Origin of the sequence: Rhizobium changzhiense, assembly GCF_013087625.1 — a bacterium.
In the GTDB taxonomy this organism is placed as follows: domain Bacteria; phylum Pseudomonadota; class Alphaproteobacteria; order Rhizobiales; family Rhizobiaceae; genus Rhizobium; species Rhizobium sophorae.
This window is the reverse complement of record NZ_JABFCQ010000003.1, coordinates 675,513-690,345: the sequence shown is the minus strand read 5'-3', so window position 1 is coordinate 690,345 and position 14,833 is coordinate 675,513. Positions and strand designations below refer to the sequence as shown.

General features: G+C 61.0%; 11 protein-coding genes. 5 read left to right on the top strand and 6 right to left on the bottom strand.

The window, feature by feature from the left end; genetic code table 11:
- The first annotated feature begins 1 nt into the window (after nucleotide 1).
- The 5 genes from G9X68_RS18300 (at nucleotide 2) to G9X68_RS18280 (ending at nucleotide 7,907) form a co-directional block, all read left to right on the top strand.
- Entirely contained in the window at nucleotides 2-2,053 is a 2,052-nt protein-coding gene (locus G9X68_RS18300) for an alpha-amylase family protein (protein WP_171603579.1), read from the top strand.
- A 140-nt stretch (nucleotides 2,054-2,193) separates the two neighbouring features.
- Nucleotides 2,194-3,228 (top strand): LacI family DNA-binding transcriptional regulator, encoded by a 1,035-nt coding sequence (locus G9X68_RS18295; protein ID WP_168312030.1) that lies wholly within the window; start codon nucleotides 2,194-2,196, stop codon nucleotides 3,226-3,228.
- Nucleotides 3,229-3,265: 37 nt separating this feature from the next.
- The gene (locus tag G9X68_RS18290) at nucleotides 3,266-4,363 is read left to right on the top strand and encodes an ABC transporter ATP-binding protein (protein ID WP_171603578.1); all 1,098 of its coding nucleotides are present in this window, start codon (nucleotides 3,266-3,268) and stop codon (nucleotides 4,361-4,363) included.
- A gap of 2 nt (nucleotides 4,364-4,365) precedes the next feature.
- Nucleotides 4,366-6,609, top strand: coding sequence for a glycoside hydrolase family 95 protein (locus G9X68_RS18285; RefSeq protein ID WP_171603577.1), 2,244 nt, complete (start codon nucleotides 4,366-4,368; stop codon nucleotides 6,607-6,609).
- Between the two features lie 368 nt (nucleotides 6,610-6,977).
- The gene (locus tag G9X68_RS18280) at nucleotides 6,978-7,907 is read left to right on the top strand and encodes an aldo/keto reductase (protein WP_168312010.1); all 930 of its coding nucleotides are present in this window, start codon (nucleotides 6,978-6,980) and stop codon (nucleotides 7,905-7,907) included.
- Between the two features lie 324 nt (nucleotides 7,908-8,231).
- Here G9X68_RS18280 and G9X68_RS18275 read toward each other — a convergent pair whose 3' ends face one another.
- The 6 genes from G9X68_RS18275 to G9X68_RS18250 are packed head-to-tail and all read right to left on the bottom strand — an operon-like array spanning nucleotide 8,232 to nucleotide 14,821.
- Complete coding sequence (locus G9X68_RS18275) at nucleotides 8,232-9,017, bottom strand: SDR family oxidoreductase (RefSeq protein ID WP_171603576.1); 786 nt, start codon at nucleotides 9,015-9,017, stop codon at nucleotides 8,232-8,234.
- 45 nt (nucleotides 9,018-9,062) lie between these two features.
- On the bottom strand, nucleotides 9,063-9,836 hold the full coding sequence (locus G9X68_RS18270; protein ID WP_171377230.1) for an SDR family NAD(P)-dependent oxidoreductase: 774 nt from the start codon (nucleotides 9,834-9,836) through the stop codon (nucleotides 9,063-9,065).
- Between the two features lie 10 nt (nucleotides 9,837-9,846).
- Nucleotides 9,847-11,181 carry a dihydroorotase gene (locus G9X68_RS18265; protein WP_171603575.1) on the bottom strand — a complete coding sequence of 445 codons (1,335 nt, stop codon included), beginning with the start codon at nucleotides 11,179-11,181 and terminating at the stop codon, nucleotides 9,847-9,849.
- Nucleotides 11,182-11,197: 16 nt separating this feature from the next.
- Nucleotides 11,198-12,883 (bottom strand): thiamine pyrophosphate-requiring protein, encoded by a 1,686-nt coding sequence (locus G9X68_RS18260; RefSeq protein WP_171377228.1) that lies wholly within the window; start codon nucleotides 12,881-12,883, stop codon nucleotides 11,198-11,200.
- Nucleotides 12,876-13,784, bottom strand: a complete 909-nt coding sequence (locus G9X68_RS18255) for an allantoinase PuuE (RefSeq protein WP_168316416.1) — start codon at nucleotides 13,782-13,784, stop codon at nucleotides 12,876-12,878. Before G9X68_RS18255 ends, G9X68_RS18260 begins: the two co-directional genes overlap by 8 nt.
- Nucleotides 13,784-14,821, bottom strand: a complete 1,038-nt coding sequence (locus tag G9X68_RS18250; RefSeq protein WP_171603574.1) for an NAD-dependent epimerase/dehydratase family protein — start codon at nucleotides 14,819-14,821, stop codon at nucleotides 13,784-13,786. Before G9X68_RS18250 ends, G9X68_RS18255 begins: the two co-directional genes overlap by 1 nt.
- Between the last annotated feature and the right edge of the window lie 12 nt (nucleotides 14,822-14,833).

Here is a 14,833-nt window from a genome sequence, read left to right as displayed (position 1 = left end):
CATGCCTAACACCACAAACAAGCCGCTGCGCTACCGCCAGATCCATCTCGACTTCCATACGTCGGAACATATTCCCGGCATCGGCGCCGACTTCGATCCGGATACCTTCGTTTCAACGCTGAAGGCGGCGCATGTCGACTCGATCACGATCTTCGCCAAGTGCCATCACGGCTGGTCCTACTATCCGACCAAGGTTGGCAAGCCACATCCGCAGCTCGCCCGCCCGGACCTCCTCGGCGACATGGTGAAGGCCCTGTCAGCGGCCGATATCGAAAGCCCGATCTATATTTCGGTACAGTGGGACGAACTGACGGCGCGCGAACATCCCGAATGGCGCGCCATGACCGCGTCGAACCAATACCATCACGACCGTCCCGACGACTCTTCGGCGGGCAAGCAGCTCAGCCCGGCGTGGCATACGCTCTGCCTCAACCATGCCGGCCTTCGGAAATACATTCTCGACCAGGCGCGCGAAGTCGCGCAAAGCTACCCGACGCAGGGTCTGTTCTTCGATATCATCCTCACGCCGGATTGTGTTTGCCCTGCTTGCATCGAGCGCATGCAGTGCGAGGGTCTCGATCCAGAAAATCCGGCGGACCGGCTGAAAAACGACGAGGCCGTCAACGAACAGTTCCGTCGCGAAACGAGCGAGGCGTTGTTCAGGGAGTTCCCGAATCTCCGCGTCTTCTACAATTGCGGACATATCCACAAGCAGGGCCCGAAGCGCTTTTCCACCTATTCTCATCTCGAGCTTGAAAGCCTGCCGACCGGCGGTTGGGGTTACGACCACTTTCCGTCCAGCGCGCGCTACGCGGCAACGCTCGGCATGGATTTCCTGGCTCATACAGGCAAGTTCCACACCTCGTGGGGCGAGTTCGGCGGTTTCAAGCACCCTGATGCACTGGATTATGAATGTGCGCAAATGATCGCGCTCGGCTCGAAGTGCCTGGTCGGCGACCAACTGCATCCGAACGGCGCTATCAATCCTGATACCTATGCCTCGATCGCGCCGGCCTATCGACGCGTCGAAAAGCTGGAGCCATTTCTGCACGGCGCCAAGCAGGTCTCCGAGATCGCCATATTGTCGGCCGAGCATATGAATCCTAAGGGCGCGCGCAATCATCCGAGCGACGATGGCGCAGCACAGATGCTGCAGGAACTGAAGCGGCCCTTCGACGTGCTCGACAGTTCCGCTCGTTTCGAGGAATACCGACTGCTGATCCTGCCGGACGAAATCCCGGTCGATGCTGCCCTTGCGTCGCGGCTGAAAGCCTATCTCGCCAGTGGCGGCAAGATCATCGCCTCCTGGCATTCGGGCATCGGGGATGATGGGGCCTTTGCTATCGATTTCGGCATCGAGCGGCAGCCAACGCCGATCGCGTTCAGACCGAGCTATGTGAAGGCAGGCAAGGACCTTGATCCGTCCATGCCGGAAACGGCTTTCGTTTTCTACGATGATGCCGAAACCGTCCGCCCGATCGGCGCAACGGTGCTGGCCGGTATCTACCCCTCCTACTTCAACCGGTCTTACAAACATTTCTGCTCGCACCAGCATGCTCCGGACGATACGGCGGCTGATATGCTTGGCGCTGCCGTGACCGAGCATGGGGGCATCGCTTATATCGCCTACCCCATCTTTCGACTTTACCGGGCTATTGGGCAGCCGCTCTATAAATATGTTGTTCGCGGGCTTCTCGATCGTCTCGTTCCCGATCCGGCGATGGTTACCGATCTTCCCTCATCCGGCCGGGCAACACTGACCCGGCAGATTGGGCACAATCGCCACATCCTGCATCTTCTCTACGGACCGCCGCAGATCCGCGGCAAGGATGTTCGTGGCGATGACGGCTCGACACGGGTGATGGAGATGATCGAGGACATCCCGTCGATCGGCCCGGTTAACGCCAGCGTGCGGTTGCCGGCAAAGCCGAAGCGGGTTTTCGATGCCATGACCGGAGAGGATCTGGCGTGGGAAGCCGGCGCAGACGGCGCCATCAGCATCACGGTACCACGGCTGCGCATCCATAGTGCCGTGGTCTTCGAAGGCGCCTGATGAAGATCGACGCCTTCTATGTTTCAGACTTCGCACCGCCGCTCGCAATGCTGGTGAGCGGCCGGGCGCTGGGCTATACGACGGAGATGGGCGCGAAAACGTGTCACAATCCCATGAATACCTGCAGGAGCCCGCTTGAAATGCATGAAACGGATCGGACGGCCGGAAGGCGGCGGGGAGCCACGATCATCGACGTTGCCAGGGTGGCGGACGTCGCTGTCGGCACCGTGTCGCGTTATCTCAACGGCGAGACGGTCCGTCGCTCGAACCGTGAGCAGATCGAGCGGGCGATCCAGGAGCTCGGCTACCGGCGAAATGCAGCGGCAGCGTCTATCCGTACCGATCTGACCCATATGATCGGCTTTCTGGTCCCGACCTTCGATGAGTTTCATGCCCGCATGCTGGAGCACCTAGCCACTTCGGTCCGCTCGACTGGTCGCGCGCTCCTGACCTATTGCCATGGCGGCGATCCGCGCGTGGTTGCCGAAGCGCTGGACTTTTTCGCCGCGCAGCGCGTCGATGCGCTGATCATGGATGGGACGGCCGAAGTCTATGACCGGGTGGACGACCTGATCGAACATGACGTGCCGATCATCTTCTACAATAACGACGTGCGTGGGCTCGCGGCGGACCGGGTGATGGTCGAAAACCACCGTGCGAGCTACCGCCTAATCAGCCACCTCATCGATCTCGGCCATACGCGCATCGGCATGCTGACGGGTGACCCGCGCAATTCGTCGGGCATCGAACGCCTGGCCGGATACGAGCAGGCGCTGCGCGACCGGGGCATCGTGGTGGATCCTTCAATGGCAGTGCGCGGCAACTGGCGCATGGATGGCGGCTACGAGGCGACCAAGCGACTGATGTCGCTGGAAAACCCACCCACAGCTATCTTCTCCGCCAATTACGGCATGGCGGTCGGGGCACTCAGCTGGCTGAAGGAGAACGGTCGTCACGTGCCCGACGATATCTCGCTGGCGAGCTTCGACGATGTAGCGGTCTTCCGGCTCTACGAAGCTGGCATTACCGCAGTCGCGCAGCCGGTCGCCGGCATTGCGGAAAAGATCACGGACATTCTTGTGGAACGCCTGACGGAATCCTCGAGCGGCGCGACGCGCAGCGTCGTTCTCGAATGCGACATCATCCTGCGAGGCTCGACGCGACGGATCACCTGACGCGCTCTGCTTGCCAAGCGGTCAAAGGGAGGAAATTTTGGCCAGCGTAGAATTGCAGAATATCGACAAAACCTATGGGAGCTTTGAGGCGATCGGCAATCTCAATCTGAGCGTTGACGATGGCTCGTTCACCGTGTTCGTCGGCCCTTCCGGCTGTGGAAAATCGACGCTGCTGCGGATGATCGCCGGCCTCGAAAAGATCACGGCAGGCGACCTCAAGATCGACGGGCGGCGCATGAACGAAGCCGATCCGATCGAGCGCGGCGTGGCCATGGTTTTCCAGAACTACGCGCTCTATCCGCATATGACCGTCGAGCAGAATATCGGCTTCTCGCTGCGCATGGCGGGCCTTGGCAAGGCCGAAATCCAGCGCAGCGTTGCTGTTGCGGCGGCAACGCTGCAGATTGAACCGCTGATGAAGCGCAAGCCAGCGCAACTCTCCGGTGGTCAGCGTCAGCGTGTCGCCATCGGCCGGGCGATCGTGCGCAATCCCGCCGTGTTCCTGTTCGACGAGCCGCTGTCAAACCTCGACGCTGAACTCAGAGTGTCCATGCGTGTCGAGATCGCGAAACTGCACCGGCGCATCGGCGCAACGATGATCTATGTCACACATGACCAGACGGAAGCGATGACGCTGGCCGACAAGATCGTCGTCATGCGAGCAGGCAAGATCGAGCAGACAGGGACACCGGATACGCTCTATGCCGACCCCGACAACCTCTTCGTCGCCGGTTTCATCGGCTCCCCGCGCATGAATTTCCTGGATGGCACGCTGGACCCCAATGGCGTTGTCAGGCTCGATTGCGGCGCTGTCTTCAAGACGGGTCTTTTGCGGGGCGAAGGCGACATCCCGATCAAGGCCGGCATTCGGCCCGAGCACTTCACCGGACGTGACGATGCTGGCGGCGCAATCGACCTCAAGGTCGACGTGGTGGAAAATCTCGGCGGCACCCGTTTCATCTATGGCACGCTGAGTTCCGGGCAGGCCGTCATCATCGAGGACCGCTCCGAGACCATCCGCCGCCCGGGGGAAATCGTCACTGCCGGCTTCCCCGCACGAAGGGCCCTGCTCTTCGGTGGGGACGGTGAGCGCATCCGCGGGACGCGCCCGGCAAACACTCTTCCGGCGGAGTAGCCATGACCGCTCATCTTCTGTGGTACGATACGCCCGCACAGCTATGGACGGACGCGCTGCCGCTCGGCAACGGCCGGCTCGGAGCCATGGTCTTCGGCGATCCCCTGCGCGAACACCTGCAGATAAACGAATCCACCTTCTGGGCCGGCGGTCCCTATCAGCCCGTCAATCCAGACGCTTTTGGTCATCTGGGAACCGTGCGGCAGCTGATTTTCGACGGCAACTATGCGGACGCCGAGGCGCTGGCCGAGAAACATCTGATGGCACGGCCGATCAAGGAGATGTCCTACCAGCCGATCGGCGATCTCCGCCTCGAATTCAAGCGCGCCGAGCGCGTCTCCGGGTATCGGCGCGCGCTCGATCTCGATACCGCCATCGCTACCTCGTCCTACACTGCCGACGGCACCACCTACCTGCGCGAAGCCTTCGTGTCGCCAGTCGATGGTGTGCTCGTCCTGCGCCTCTCCGCTGACCGGAAACGCGCGATAAGCTGCCGGATCTCCATCGACAGTCCACAGCAGGGAGAGATGCGCATAGGAGAGGGATCTCAGCTGAGCTTTTCGGGAAAGGGCAAAGCAGAATCCGGCATTGCCGCCGCTCTCCGGTTCGCCTTTGGCATCCGGCTTATCAACAGCGGTGGAACGGTGAACGCTTCGGGGGGAGCCCTGTCGGTAGAAGGCGCTGACGAGGTTCTGGTCCTTCTCGATGCGGCGACGAGCTTCAGGCGCTACGACGACGTGTTGGGACATCCCGAGCGCGATATCGTCGATAGGCTCGAAAGAGCCGCTTCGCGCGACTTCGTATCGTTGCGCGACGACCATATCGAAGAGCATCGGCGGCTGTTTGGCGCATTCGCCATCGATCTCGGATCGACGCCTGCAGCGTCGCTTCCAACCGACCACCGTATCGCTGGATTCGCTGGTGGCGATGATCCGGCGCTGGCGGCGCTGTATGTGCAGTTCGGTCGCTACCTGATGATTGCCTCGTCGCGTCCCGGGACGCAACCGGCCAATCTGCAGGGCATCTGGAATGCGGAAACGGAGCCGCCCTGGGGCAGCAAATACACAGCCAACATCAATCTCCAGATGAACTATTGGCTACCGGCACCGGCCAATCTGCGCGAGTGCCTCGAGCCGCTCGTCGCAATGGCCGAAGAGCTTGCCCAGACCGGCAAGGCGATGGCACATGTACACTATCGCGCCCGCGGCTGGGTCATGCATCACAATACCGATCTCTGGCGCGCAACGGGACCGATCGACGGCGCCAAATGGGGACTCTGGCCAACGGGCGGTATCTGGTTGATGGCGCAGTTGCTGGACGCTTGCGACTACCTTGATGACGCCGACGCGATGCGACGTCGACTGTTTCCGATCGCCCGGGAGGCGGCACACTTCCTCTTCGACGTGCTCGTCCCGCTTCCCGGCACGGATTATCTGGTGACGAACCCGTCGCTTTCACCCGAAAACGTCCACCCGTACGGAGCTTCGATTTGCGCCGGTCCGGCGATGGATAGCCAGCTCATCCGCGATTTTTTGGGTCTCCTGCGCCCTCTCGCAGTCTCGATCGGTGAAGAGCCCAATCTTGTCGCCGACATCGATCGTGTGCTGCCGCGCCTTGCGCCCGACAGGATCGGTGCGAATGGCCAGTTGCAGGAATGGCTCGAAGACTGGGACATGCAGGCGCCGGAGATGCATCACCGCCATGTCTCGCATCTCTACGGCCTCTATCCGAGCTGGCAGATCGACATGGACAGAACCCCCGACCTCGCCGCCGCCGCCCGCCGTTCACTGGAGATCCGCGGGGACGACGCGACGGGGTGGGGCATTGGCTGGCGCATCAACCTTTGGGCGCGGCTGCGCGATGGCAACCATGCCCACAACGTACTGAAACTGCTTCTCACGCCGGAACGAAGCTATAAAAACCTGTTCGACGCTCATCCGCCCTTTCAGATCGACGGAAATTTCGGCGGTGCAGCAGGCATCGTAGAGATGCTCGTGCAGTCCCGCCCTGGGGAAATCCATTTACTCCCTGCGTTGCCGACGGCATGGCCTGGCGGCAGGATCCGTGGCTTGCGCCTCCGCGGCGGCATGCTGCTCGATCTTGACTGGGAGGATGGCGAACCGCTGACGATTAGGCTCACGGCCTCGCGCAATGTCAGTTCGATCCTTCGCTTCGGCCAAACGCGACGCAAAGTCGATCTCGCCGCTGGCGAAAGTTTTTTCGAGGGCGGAAGCGAGTTGCGCTAAATCCGCGCGGATGACGTGCTGGGCTGAGCTCGTACGGCACACGGTTTGTCCGATCTGGTCGGAGACGGGTTTGCGGCTACACGCCGGACGTCGCCGAGATTGTCGAAGACGGTGCTTGCACTCGAGCGCAAGGACCCGAAGCCTGCAGGCGACGCTATGATCGCGTCACGCAGGCACGCGAAACACGCTTGCTTGAAGAGTGATCAGAGCAAATCGCGCCGATGATGAGGTCATAGCTTGCGCGGCGCATCGTTCGCGACAATAGGCAATCGGAGGAGCGGCCTCTCGCCCGGCGAGCATGCGGCCAATCAAATTTGTTACCAGAAGTGAAGTCAGCCAGTTTGCAACCTGCATGAGGTTTTACTGAAATGAAAACATACACGCTTCCACAGACCGACCTCAAAGTGTCGAGTATCATTCTCGGAATGATGCGGATCGCCAATATGAGCAATGGCGAAATCCAGCAGTTGGTTGGCAGCGCACGCGATGCCGGCGTCACCTATATCGACCATGCGGACATTTATGGCGGTGCTCCGCATCGCTGCGAGGCTCGTTTCGGCGAGGCGATTTTCCTCACCGCCGCCGAACGCGAGATGCTTGTCATCCAGAGCAAAGTCGGCATCCGCAAGGGATTTTTCGATTTCTCTGCCGAGCACATTTTGGCCTCGGTGGATCAGTCGCTCGCAGCGCTGAAGACCGACTATCTGGACGTGCTTCTGCTGCATCGTCCTGATACGCTTGTCGAACCGGAAGAGGTTGCTGCGGCCTTCGACACGCTCACATCTGCCGGCAAGGTCCGCCATTTCGGTGTTTCAAACCATACACCTGGCCAGGTCGAACTGCTGAAAACCGCGGTCAAGCAACCGCTCATCGTCAATCAGGTACAGCTTAGCATCACGCATGCGCCGCTGATTGCATCGGGCATTGCGGCCAATATGGCCGGGCTCGACCAGTCGATCGACCGCGACAACGGTCTCCTCGATTATTCTCGTATCAACGGGATGATGCTACAGGCCTGGTCGCCTTTCCAGAAGGGCTTCTTCGATGGCGTCTTCCTCGGCGATAGCGAGAATTTCGCAGATCTGAACGGCGCAATCGACGAACTCGCCAAGGCCTACGGTGTAACGCCGACGGGTATCGCGGTTGCGTGGATCATCCGTCATCCGGCAAAAATTCAAGTCGTGCTCGGCACTACGAAGCCGGAACGTGTCGTCGAAGCCGCGGCCGGTTCTTCTATCTCGATGACCCGCGAGGAATGGTATCGCCTCTTCCGAGCTGCGGGACATACTCTGCCCTAACCCGCATGCGATGGTGGCGTTCGCGAATGTCGCCATCAAGCCGCGTCTTACTACGGTTTTACAGGACATAGATACCATCGCGAAGATTTCCGCGAATTATCGTTTTAGACCGAATCGAGACGTCGGGGCCGGAAAAGACACTCCCACCTCACACTGTTCCCATGCCGCGCCTGTCCATTGGAAATTCGATGGCTGCGCCGATGACTGAGAGTTAAAGCCATAGCAAACATCGCTGGCCAACCGATGGCTTCTTCTCGCAGTCAAGGCAGTCGAAATTTCAGTCAAAGGCCCTGCTTGCCAACCGAAATCGAAGGCAGGGCGCAATCACACGCTTGAGATTAGCCCCCCGTCCACCCGGATCAGCGATCCGGTCAGATAGGAGGCGCGCCTGCTTGCCATGAACGTGACGACATCGGCATATTCTTGCGGATCACCATAGCGCCCGACTGGGATCGATACAGTGCTTGCCGCTGAAACCTCCTCGACGGCCTTCCCTTCGCGCTTCGCCTTCTGTTCGTCGAGGAAGGCGATACGCTGTGTGGCGACACGACCTGGCAAGACGACATTGACGGTCACGCCATCACGACCGACCTCGCCCGCCAGTGTTTTCGACCATCCGAGAAGCGACATGCGCAGGGCATTCGACAGGCCAAGATTGGGAATGGGCGCGACGACGCCAGATGATGTCGAGGTGATGATGCGTCCCCACTTCTTTTCACGCATCCTGGGAAGTACGGCATCGGAGATTGCTATGACCGACAGAACCATGCTGTCGAAGTATTTACGCCAGCTCTCGGCACTCTGACCGGAAACGAGCGTCGGCGGCGGGCCGCCGGTGATATTGACAAGAATGTCTACCGAGCCGACTTGCTCGTCGATGGCGGCGAGATTGGGCTCGATCACGCCGAGTTCGGCAAGGTCCCATTGAAGCGCCATCGCTAAGCCGCCAGCCGTGCGGATATCGGCAACCGTTTTTTCCGCTGCTTCCCTGTTGATATCTGCAACCGCGATCCGCGCGCCTTCGACGGCGAGCGTTTTAGCAATTGCCCCGCCAAGCCCGCCGCCGGCGCCCAATACCAGGGCTATCTTGCCTTTCAATCCCAGATCCATCGTCTGCTTCCTTTCCGTTGTTGTCGATTTTTGTTCAGCACCCGATCAGCCGGCCATCCAGCCACCGTCGACCATCAGGTTGACGCCGGTGATGTAGCTCGCCATCTCGCTGGCGAGGAAAAGGGCGGCCCCCGCGACGTCGCGCGGTTCGCCGAGGCGCGGCCACGGCGTGCGCCGGCGCGAATAGTCGAGCGCGTCGGGATCATTGGCAACACCTGGCTTGCCGGTGATGATCTTCCCCGGCGCGATCGCGTTGCAGAGGATCATATTGGCGGCGTGGTCGACGGCGATCTGTCGGGTCATCTGCACGATCGCCCCCTTGCTGACGCCATAGGGAAAATCACCTGGGCAAGCCAGCATGCCGTGCTGGGAGGAAATATTGATGATCCGCCCTCGTGCCTCGCCCTCAGGCTCCTGCGTCAGGAACTGCTCAGCCGCGCGCTTGCAGCAATAGAAGAAACCGGTGACGTTGACCGACATCACCCGGTCCCATTGTTGCGGAGAGGTTTCGAGAAGATTGGTCGAGGTGTAGATCGCAGCATTGTTGACCATGATGTCGAGCCGACCGAACTCTTTCACCGTTTGCGTGACGAGTGAATCGACATCCGCCCAGTTGGAGATGTCGGTCTTGATGAACAGGCCCGTTCCCCCTGCAGCCATAATGCGGGCAAGCGTGGTATCGCCTCCCTCGATCGGCGCCTCCGAGACATCGGCAATCACAACGGTCGCGCCTTCTTCCGCGTAGCGCAGCGCAATCGCACGGCCGAGACCTGAACTGGCGCCGGTAACAATTGCAACTTTTCTATCAAGCAGAGGCATGGGAGTTCCTTCAGGCAACGCTGCGGACAACTTGACCGCGGCAGGGAGCAATGAGCGTTCCGTCTTTGACGATGCACTCGCCGCGCAGGAGGACATCCGTCAGCTTGCCAGCGGTGCGTCTGCCGTGAAACGGCGTGTAGCCTGCACGCGAAAGCTGACCGGCGTCCGTGATAGCGGTGGAACGGGTCATGTCGACAATAAGGATGTCTGCATCGCAACCGACGGCGATCGATCCTTTCGAGAGCCCGAGCCCAAAGCGGCGAGCAGGGTTATAGGAGCACATGCGCACCAGATCCGGAAGTGCGATGAGCTTTTCAGCGACAAGATCCAACATCACCGCAAGCAGCGTCTGGAGGCCCGGCATCCCACCGGGAATGTCGGCAAATGATCCATAGGTCGCCGACTTCTCGGCTCGGCTATGCGGCGCGTGATCCGTGGCCATGATTGTGATCAGTCCTTCCGCGACCGCATTGCGCAGGGCTGCGACATCGTCGTGGCTGCGGAACGGAGGCGATCCCTTGAGTCTGGCGCCGGAGATCTCGTATTCGCCGGAGGTGAAGAACAGGTTCTGCGGCGTCGTTTCGACGGTGACATCCGCCATGCCATGAAGGCGGCGCCAGGTCTCGATTCCAAGCTTCGAATTGACCTGGCGCACATGCACGTGTGCCCCGGTCTCGGCCGCCGCCAACACCGCGCGAGCGATACCCCCGGCTTCGGCGAGCGGCGGTCTGCTTGCCAGAAATGCCTGGATATCGCCACCACGGTCACGTCCGGCGCTGCCCTCGAGGATCGATTGGTCGCCAGGGGAAACGCCGATCACCGGCCCGACGCCTGCCAACCGGCGCAGCATCTCAGTGACAGCATCCAGACTGTCGAAACAGTAGTCGACGGGTACGTCGGCAGTGAACAGTTCAAGAGAAACAGGCGACAAGGCAAGCAGGTCCTCCAGGCTGTCACAGCGCTTCGAAACTACTGCTTGAAAACCGACATCAACACTGATCCGCCCCGCAGCGCTTTCCATCTTATCCGACAATTGCTGCGCGGTTGCCGTCCACGGATCGTCCGTCGGCATGTCGAGGATGGTCGTGACACCGCCAAGCGCTGCGGCATGCGTGCCGCTTTCGAAGTCTTCCTTCTGCGTCAGCCCCGGTTCGCGCAGATGAACGTGGGCGTCGACCAGGCCGGGCAGCAGGAGTTTGCCGCTCGCATCAATGAAGCTGCGCGCCATCGCGGGCTCACCCGGCGCTCGCAGGGCCGCGACGCGTCCGTCGAGAATGCCGATATCCGCCGGGCTTTGACCGGTTGCAGTAACCACCATGCCGCCGGTAATCAGCGTGTCGAACATTCCAACCTCCGCCTCCCTACCACAGACCCGCGAGCCGCGGCTCTTCGTGCGTGACGACCTCGACAAGGGCTGCCTGCCCAGCCTTGACCTTGGCGAGGGCGCGCAGCAATGCGGGGCGTAATTGTGCCGGGTCGCGCACGCACTCCCCGTGGCCGCCGAGCGCCTCGGCGATCGGCGCGTAATTGCCTGTCACCTGATTTGCGCCATACTTCGTGCTGGCAATCGGCATACTTTTCGCATAACCGCCGAGCACGTTGTTGCGGAGCACGATGGTCAAGACAGGCAGATTGCAGCGCACGGCGGTCTCGAAATCGATGCCGACCATCCCGAAGGCGGACTCGCCCATCAGATTGACGACCGTCGCATCGGGGCGCGCAAGCTTGGCCCCGATCGCAAACCCAAGGCCACTGCCGAGCTGGGTCGTCTTGCCCCAGCCGATATAGCTGCCGGGTGTAGTTGCCACGTAGAACGGGCAGAACTGGTCGCGCGGATTGCCGGCATCATGCGTGACGATCGAAGTCTTCGGATCCATCGCCTGCATGATCTCCCAGACGACGCGATAAGGCGAGATGGGCGTGCTGTCCGACGTCAGCAGCGGCATCCACTTCTCCATGAAGACGGCGCGGATAGCGGCGATTTCTGCTGCCGGCTGCTGACGTTCGCCGAGAGGGAGATAATTGCTGCGGATGAGCGCGATCATCTGTTTCACGACCGAGGCGGCGTCTGCGACCACGCCCTGGGCAACCGCATAGTCCTTGCCGAGATCCGCCTCGTCGAGCGTGACCTGCAGAATGGTTTTATCGTCCGGGACCGGCAGGATGTAGTAGGAGCGCGTTAGGCTGCTGCCGAGCGCGAACACCACATCCGCCCCCTCGAGAAAATGGTCGACGGTCGCGGGCCGAGCGCGTCCGGCCGTTCCGAGAGCAAGCGGATGATCTTCCGGAAAGGCACTCTTGCCGTTCGGCGTCGTCATGACCGGAATGTTCAAGAGTTCGGCAAGCTCGACCAACTCCGGCGTCGCCGATGCTGACAGCACCCCCTGCCCCGCGAGAATGACTGGATTTTTGGCGGCGAGCAGGCTTTCGACCAGATCGACCACCTCACGGTCGCCGGCCTGCGGTACGCTACGGCGTGGTCGACGATGATCGGTCGGCAGAGCATCAAGCCTTTCGGCCAGCAGATCGACCGGCAATTCGAGCAGGACCGGCGCGGGCGGCCCGTTTCTGACACGCGAAATCGCCGCATGCATCAGCTTCGGCAGATCATCGACCTGCGTTGCCGCCTCGCACCATTTGGTAATGTGCCGGAAGTTGCGGCGGGATTCGAAATTCGGGGCGACTGCTTCCGATCCGCGGGGGTAGCCGGTCGGCAGGAACAGCATCGGCACACGGTCGTTGAAAGCCTGCGCAATGCCGGCAAATGCACTTTCGGCACCCGGACCATATTGCACGGTGACAACGGCAAGCTCCTTGCCGGCTGTCGCTCGGGCATAGCCTTCTGCAATGTTGACGGCGACGCGTTGCGTGCGCGCAATCAGCGGCGGAATGTCGAGCGCGGCTGAAGCATCAAAAAGCTCGCTCGCCGGAAAGCCGATGATCTGCTTGACACCTTCCTCCTTCAGGACCCCGGCAATATATTCGGCGCCACTCATCGTCTCTGCACGCAAATGGCCGTCCGTCAGTGCATGCGTGCCGTCAGCCATGATGAGCGATCCAATAACGGGCGATGTCCTCGCGCCGCATGAAGGCGGCGCCGGGGGTCAACTTGACGTGTTCGATAACGTCACGCAGGCCGGAGGCGCGATTGGGCTGGCCCATCCAGCGGGCATGTACGCCGATCGTCAGCATTCGCCCGCCGGTTTCGTCCGCTTCGCCGATCATGTAGTCGATCGCCGATCGGCAATCCTCGACAAAGTCGCGCGGATTGCTATAGCCCGGCGCGATCAGATAGCGGCTGTCGTTCAGCGTTTTCGAATAGGGTACGACGAGAAGCTTCGTACCCTCGTGATCGAGGAAATACGGAAGATCGTCGTTGCAGGGGTCCGAATAATAAAGGAAGCCGCCTTCCCTGACGATCAGATCGCGGGTGTTGACGCTTGGAAAGGAGCGGCAATTCCAGCCGAGCGGCCTTTTGCCAGTCAACTTCTGATAGAGGGCGACGGCTTCGTGGAGTTGCTGCTCCTCTTCATCGCGCGGCATGCCGGAATATTCGCTCCAGCGCAGGCCGTGGCCGAGCAGGTCGTGGCCACGGGCATTCATCCACTCGATGACGGCAGGGTTTTTCTCCAGCGCAACGGCGCAGGCCGATACCGTTACGGGGATGTCGCAGCGGTCGAGCAGTCGTGCTAAGCGCCAGACGCCGGCGCGGCTGCCATATTCGAAATGTGTTTCGGTGCCGAGGTCGCGCAACGGCGGACTGTTGGGGATATTGTATTCGCCCCAGTTGTCGTTTCGCCCGTCTTCAAGCCAGGAATATTCGGCGCCCTCCTCATAGTTCAGCACAAGGTTGATCGCCAGCTTCACGCCACCTGGCCAGGTGATGACCGGTGGGTTCGGGCCATAGCCGACAAAATCGCGCGATTGATCTTTTGCAGCAGCGCTCATCACTTTCCCTCGCTCTGATTTTCGTTTTCGACGATCCAGTCCATGTAGTCGTGGAACGACTGCCTGGCGCTGCGTGGCTGCCAGCCCGTGTCCCGCGCGATACGGGCAATGTCGTAGGCTCCCCACATGCCGTCTTTCAGTGAAATGTCCTGGATGATGTTGGCGGTTTGCGCCGGGCTCACTTCGACCTGCAGAGAAGGTGCGCGCTCCTTCGCCCAGCCGATAATGTCGCCGATGGTCGAGGTCTCGCCACTGCCGATATTGTAGTGCCGGTAACGGAGGCGCTCTGCGAGAAGCAGCGCGATGATCGCATCCGCCACATCCGTCGAGGTGACATAATCGCCGACAGGTTCCAGGCTGTTCGGCCGGACGGCTTCCCCGGCAAGCGCCATATGGGCGACGCGGTTTGGCACATGCCGAAAATTGCGGCTGCCGGTGACCCGATCCATCGGTCCATAGACCGACGCAAGCCGGACGGAGGCTGCCGACAGACCGAAAAGATCGGCGTAGCGGTTGACGACCATCTCAGCTGCAAACTTGGAAATGCCGTACAGCGTCAGCGGTGCAACATAGCCGTCTTCCGGAAGCGGTTCGCCCGTCCAGTCCGGCCCGTGATGACGGTAGACCGATCCCGAACTGACGAAGACGAGGCGTTGGATGCTGGGACGCTTTCTCAGCCATTCGAGAATATGCACCGTGCCCATGAAATTGACATCGACGATCCTGGCCGGGTCTTCGGCCTCTGGCTGACGCTTTGCTTCAGCCGCGCTGCCACGTGAGATGGGGGTGACGGTGGCGCCATGCACCACGTAGCGGACATCGTGGCTGTCGAGTCTCGCATCCCATTGAGTGGGCTCGCAGATGTCGGCGGTGACCACCGTCAGCCGATCACGGACCGGCTCAAAATAGCGCTCCGCCACCGCATCCAGGCCGGCGCGATCGAGAATGACGACGCGCGCATTGGCATCACGTTCTAGCCATGCCCGTGCAAGGACGCTCATGACGAAGCCGGTTCCACCGGTAACGAGAAGGGTCATCTCAAATCCATC

Bases quoted from the DNA above. Each gene is read 5' to 3' on its own strand.
- G9X68_RS18300 (WP_171603579.1), top strand. From the start codon at position 2: ATGCCTAACACCACAAACAAGCCGCTGCGCTACCGCCAGATCCATCTC.
- G9X68_RS18295 (WP_168312030.1), top strand. From the start codon at position 2,194: ATGCATGAAACGGATCGGACGGCCGGAAGGCGGCGGGGAGCCACGATC.
- G9X68_RS18285 (WP_171603577.1), top strand. From the start codon at position 4,366: ATGACCGCTCATCTTCTGTGGTACGATACGCCCGCACAGCTATGGACG.
- G9X68_RS18280 (WP_168312010.1), top strand. From the start codon at position 6,978: ATGAAAACATACACGCTTCCACAGACCGACCTCAAAGTGTCGAGTATC.
- G9X68_RS18275 (WP_171603576.1), bottom strand. From the start codon at position 9,017: ATGGATCTGGGATTGAAAGGCAAGATAGCCCTGGTATTGGGCGCCGGC.
- G9X68_RS18270 (WP_171377230.1), bottom strand. From the start codon at position 9,836: ATGCCTCTGCTTGATAGAAAAGTTGCAATTGTTACCGGCGCCAGTTCA.
- G9X68_RS18265 (WP_171603575.1), bottom strand. From the start codon at position 11,181: ATGTTCGACACGCTGATTACCGGCGGCATGGTGGTTACTGCAACCGGT.
- G9X68_RS18260 (WP_171377228.1), bottom strand. From the start codon at position 12,883: ATGGCTGACGGCACGCATGCACTGACGGACGGCCATTTGCGTGCAGAG.
- G9X68_RS18255 (WP_168316416.1), bottom strand. From the start codon at position 13,784: ATGAGCGCTGCTGCAAAAGATCAATCGCGCGATTTTGTCGGCTATGGC.
- G9X68_RS18250 (WP_171603574.1), bottom strand. From the start codon at position 14,821: ATGACCCTTCTCGTTACCGGTGGAACCGGCTTCGTCATGAGCGTCCTT.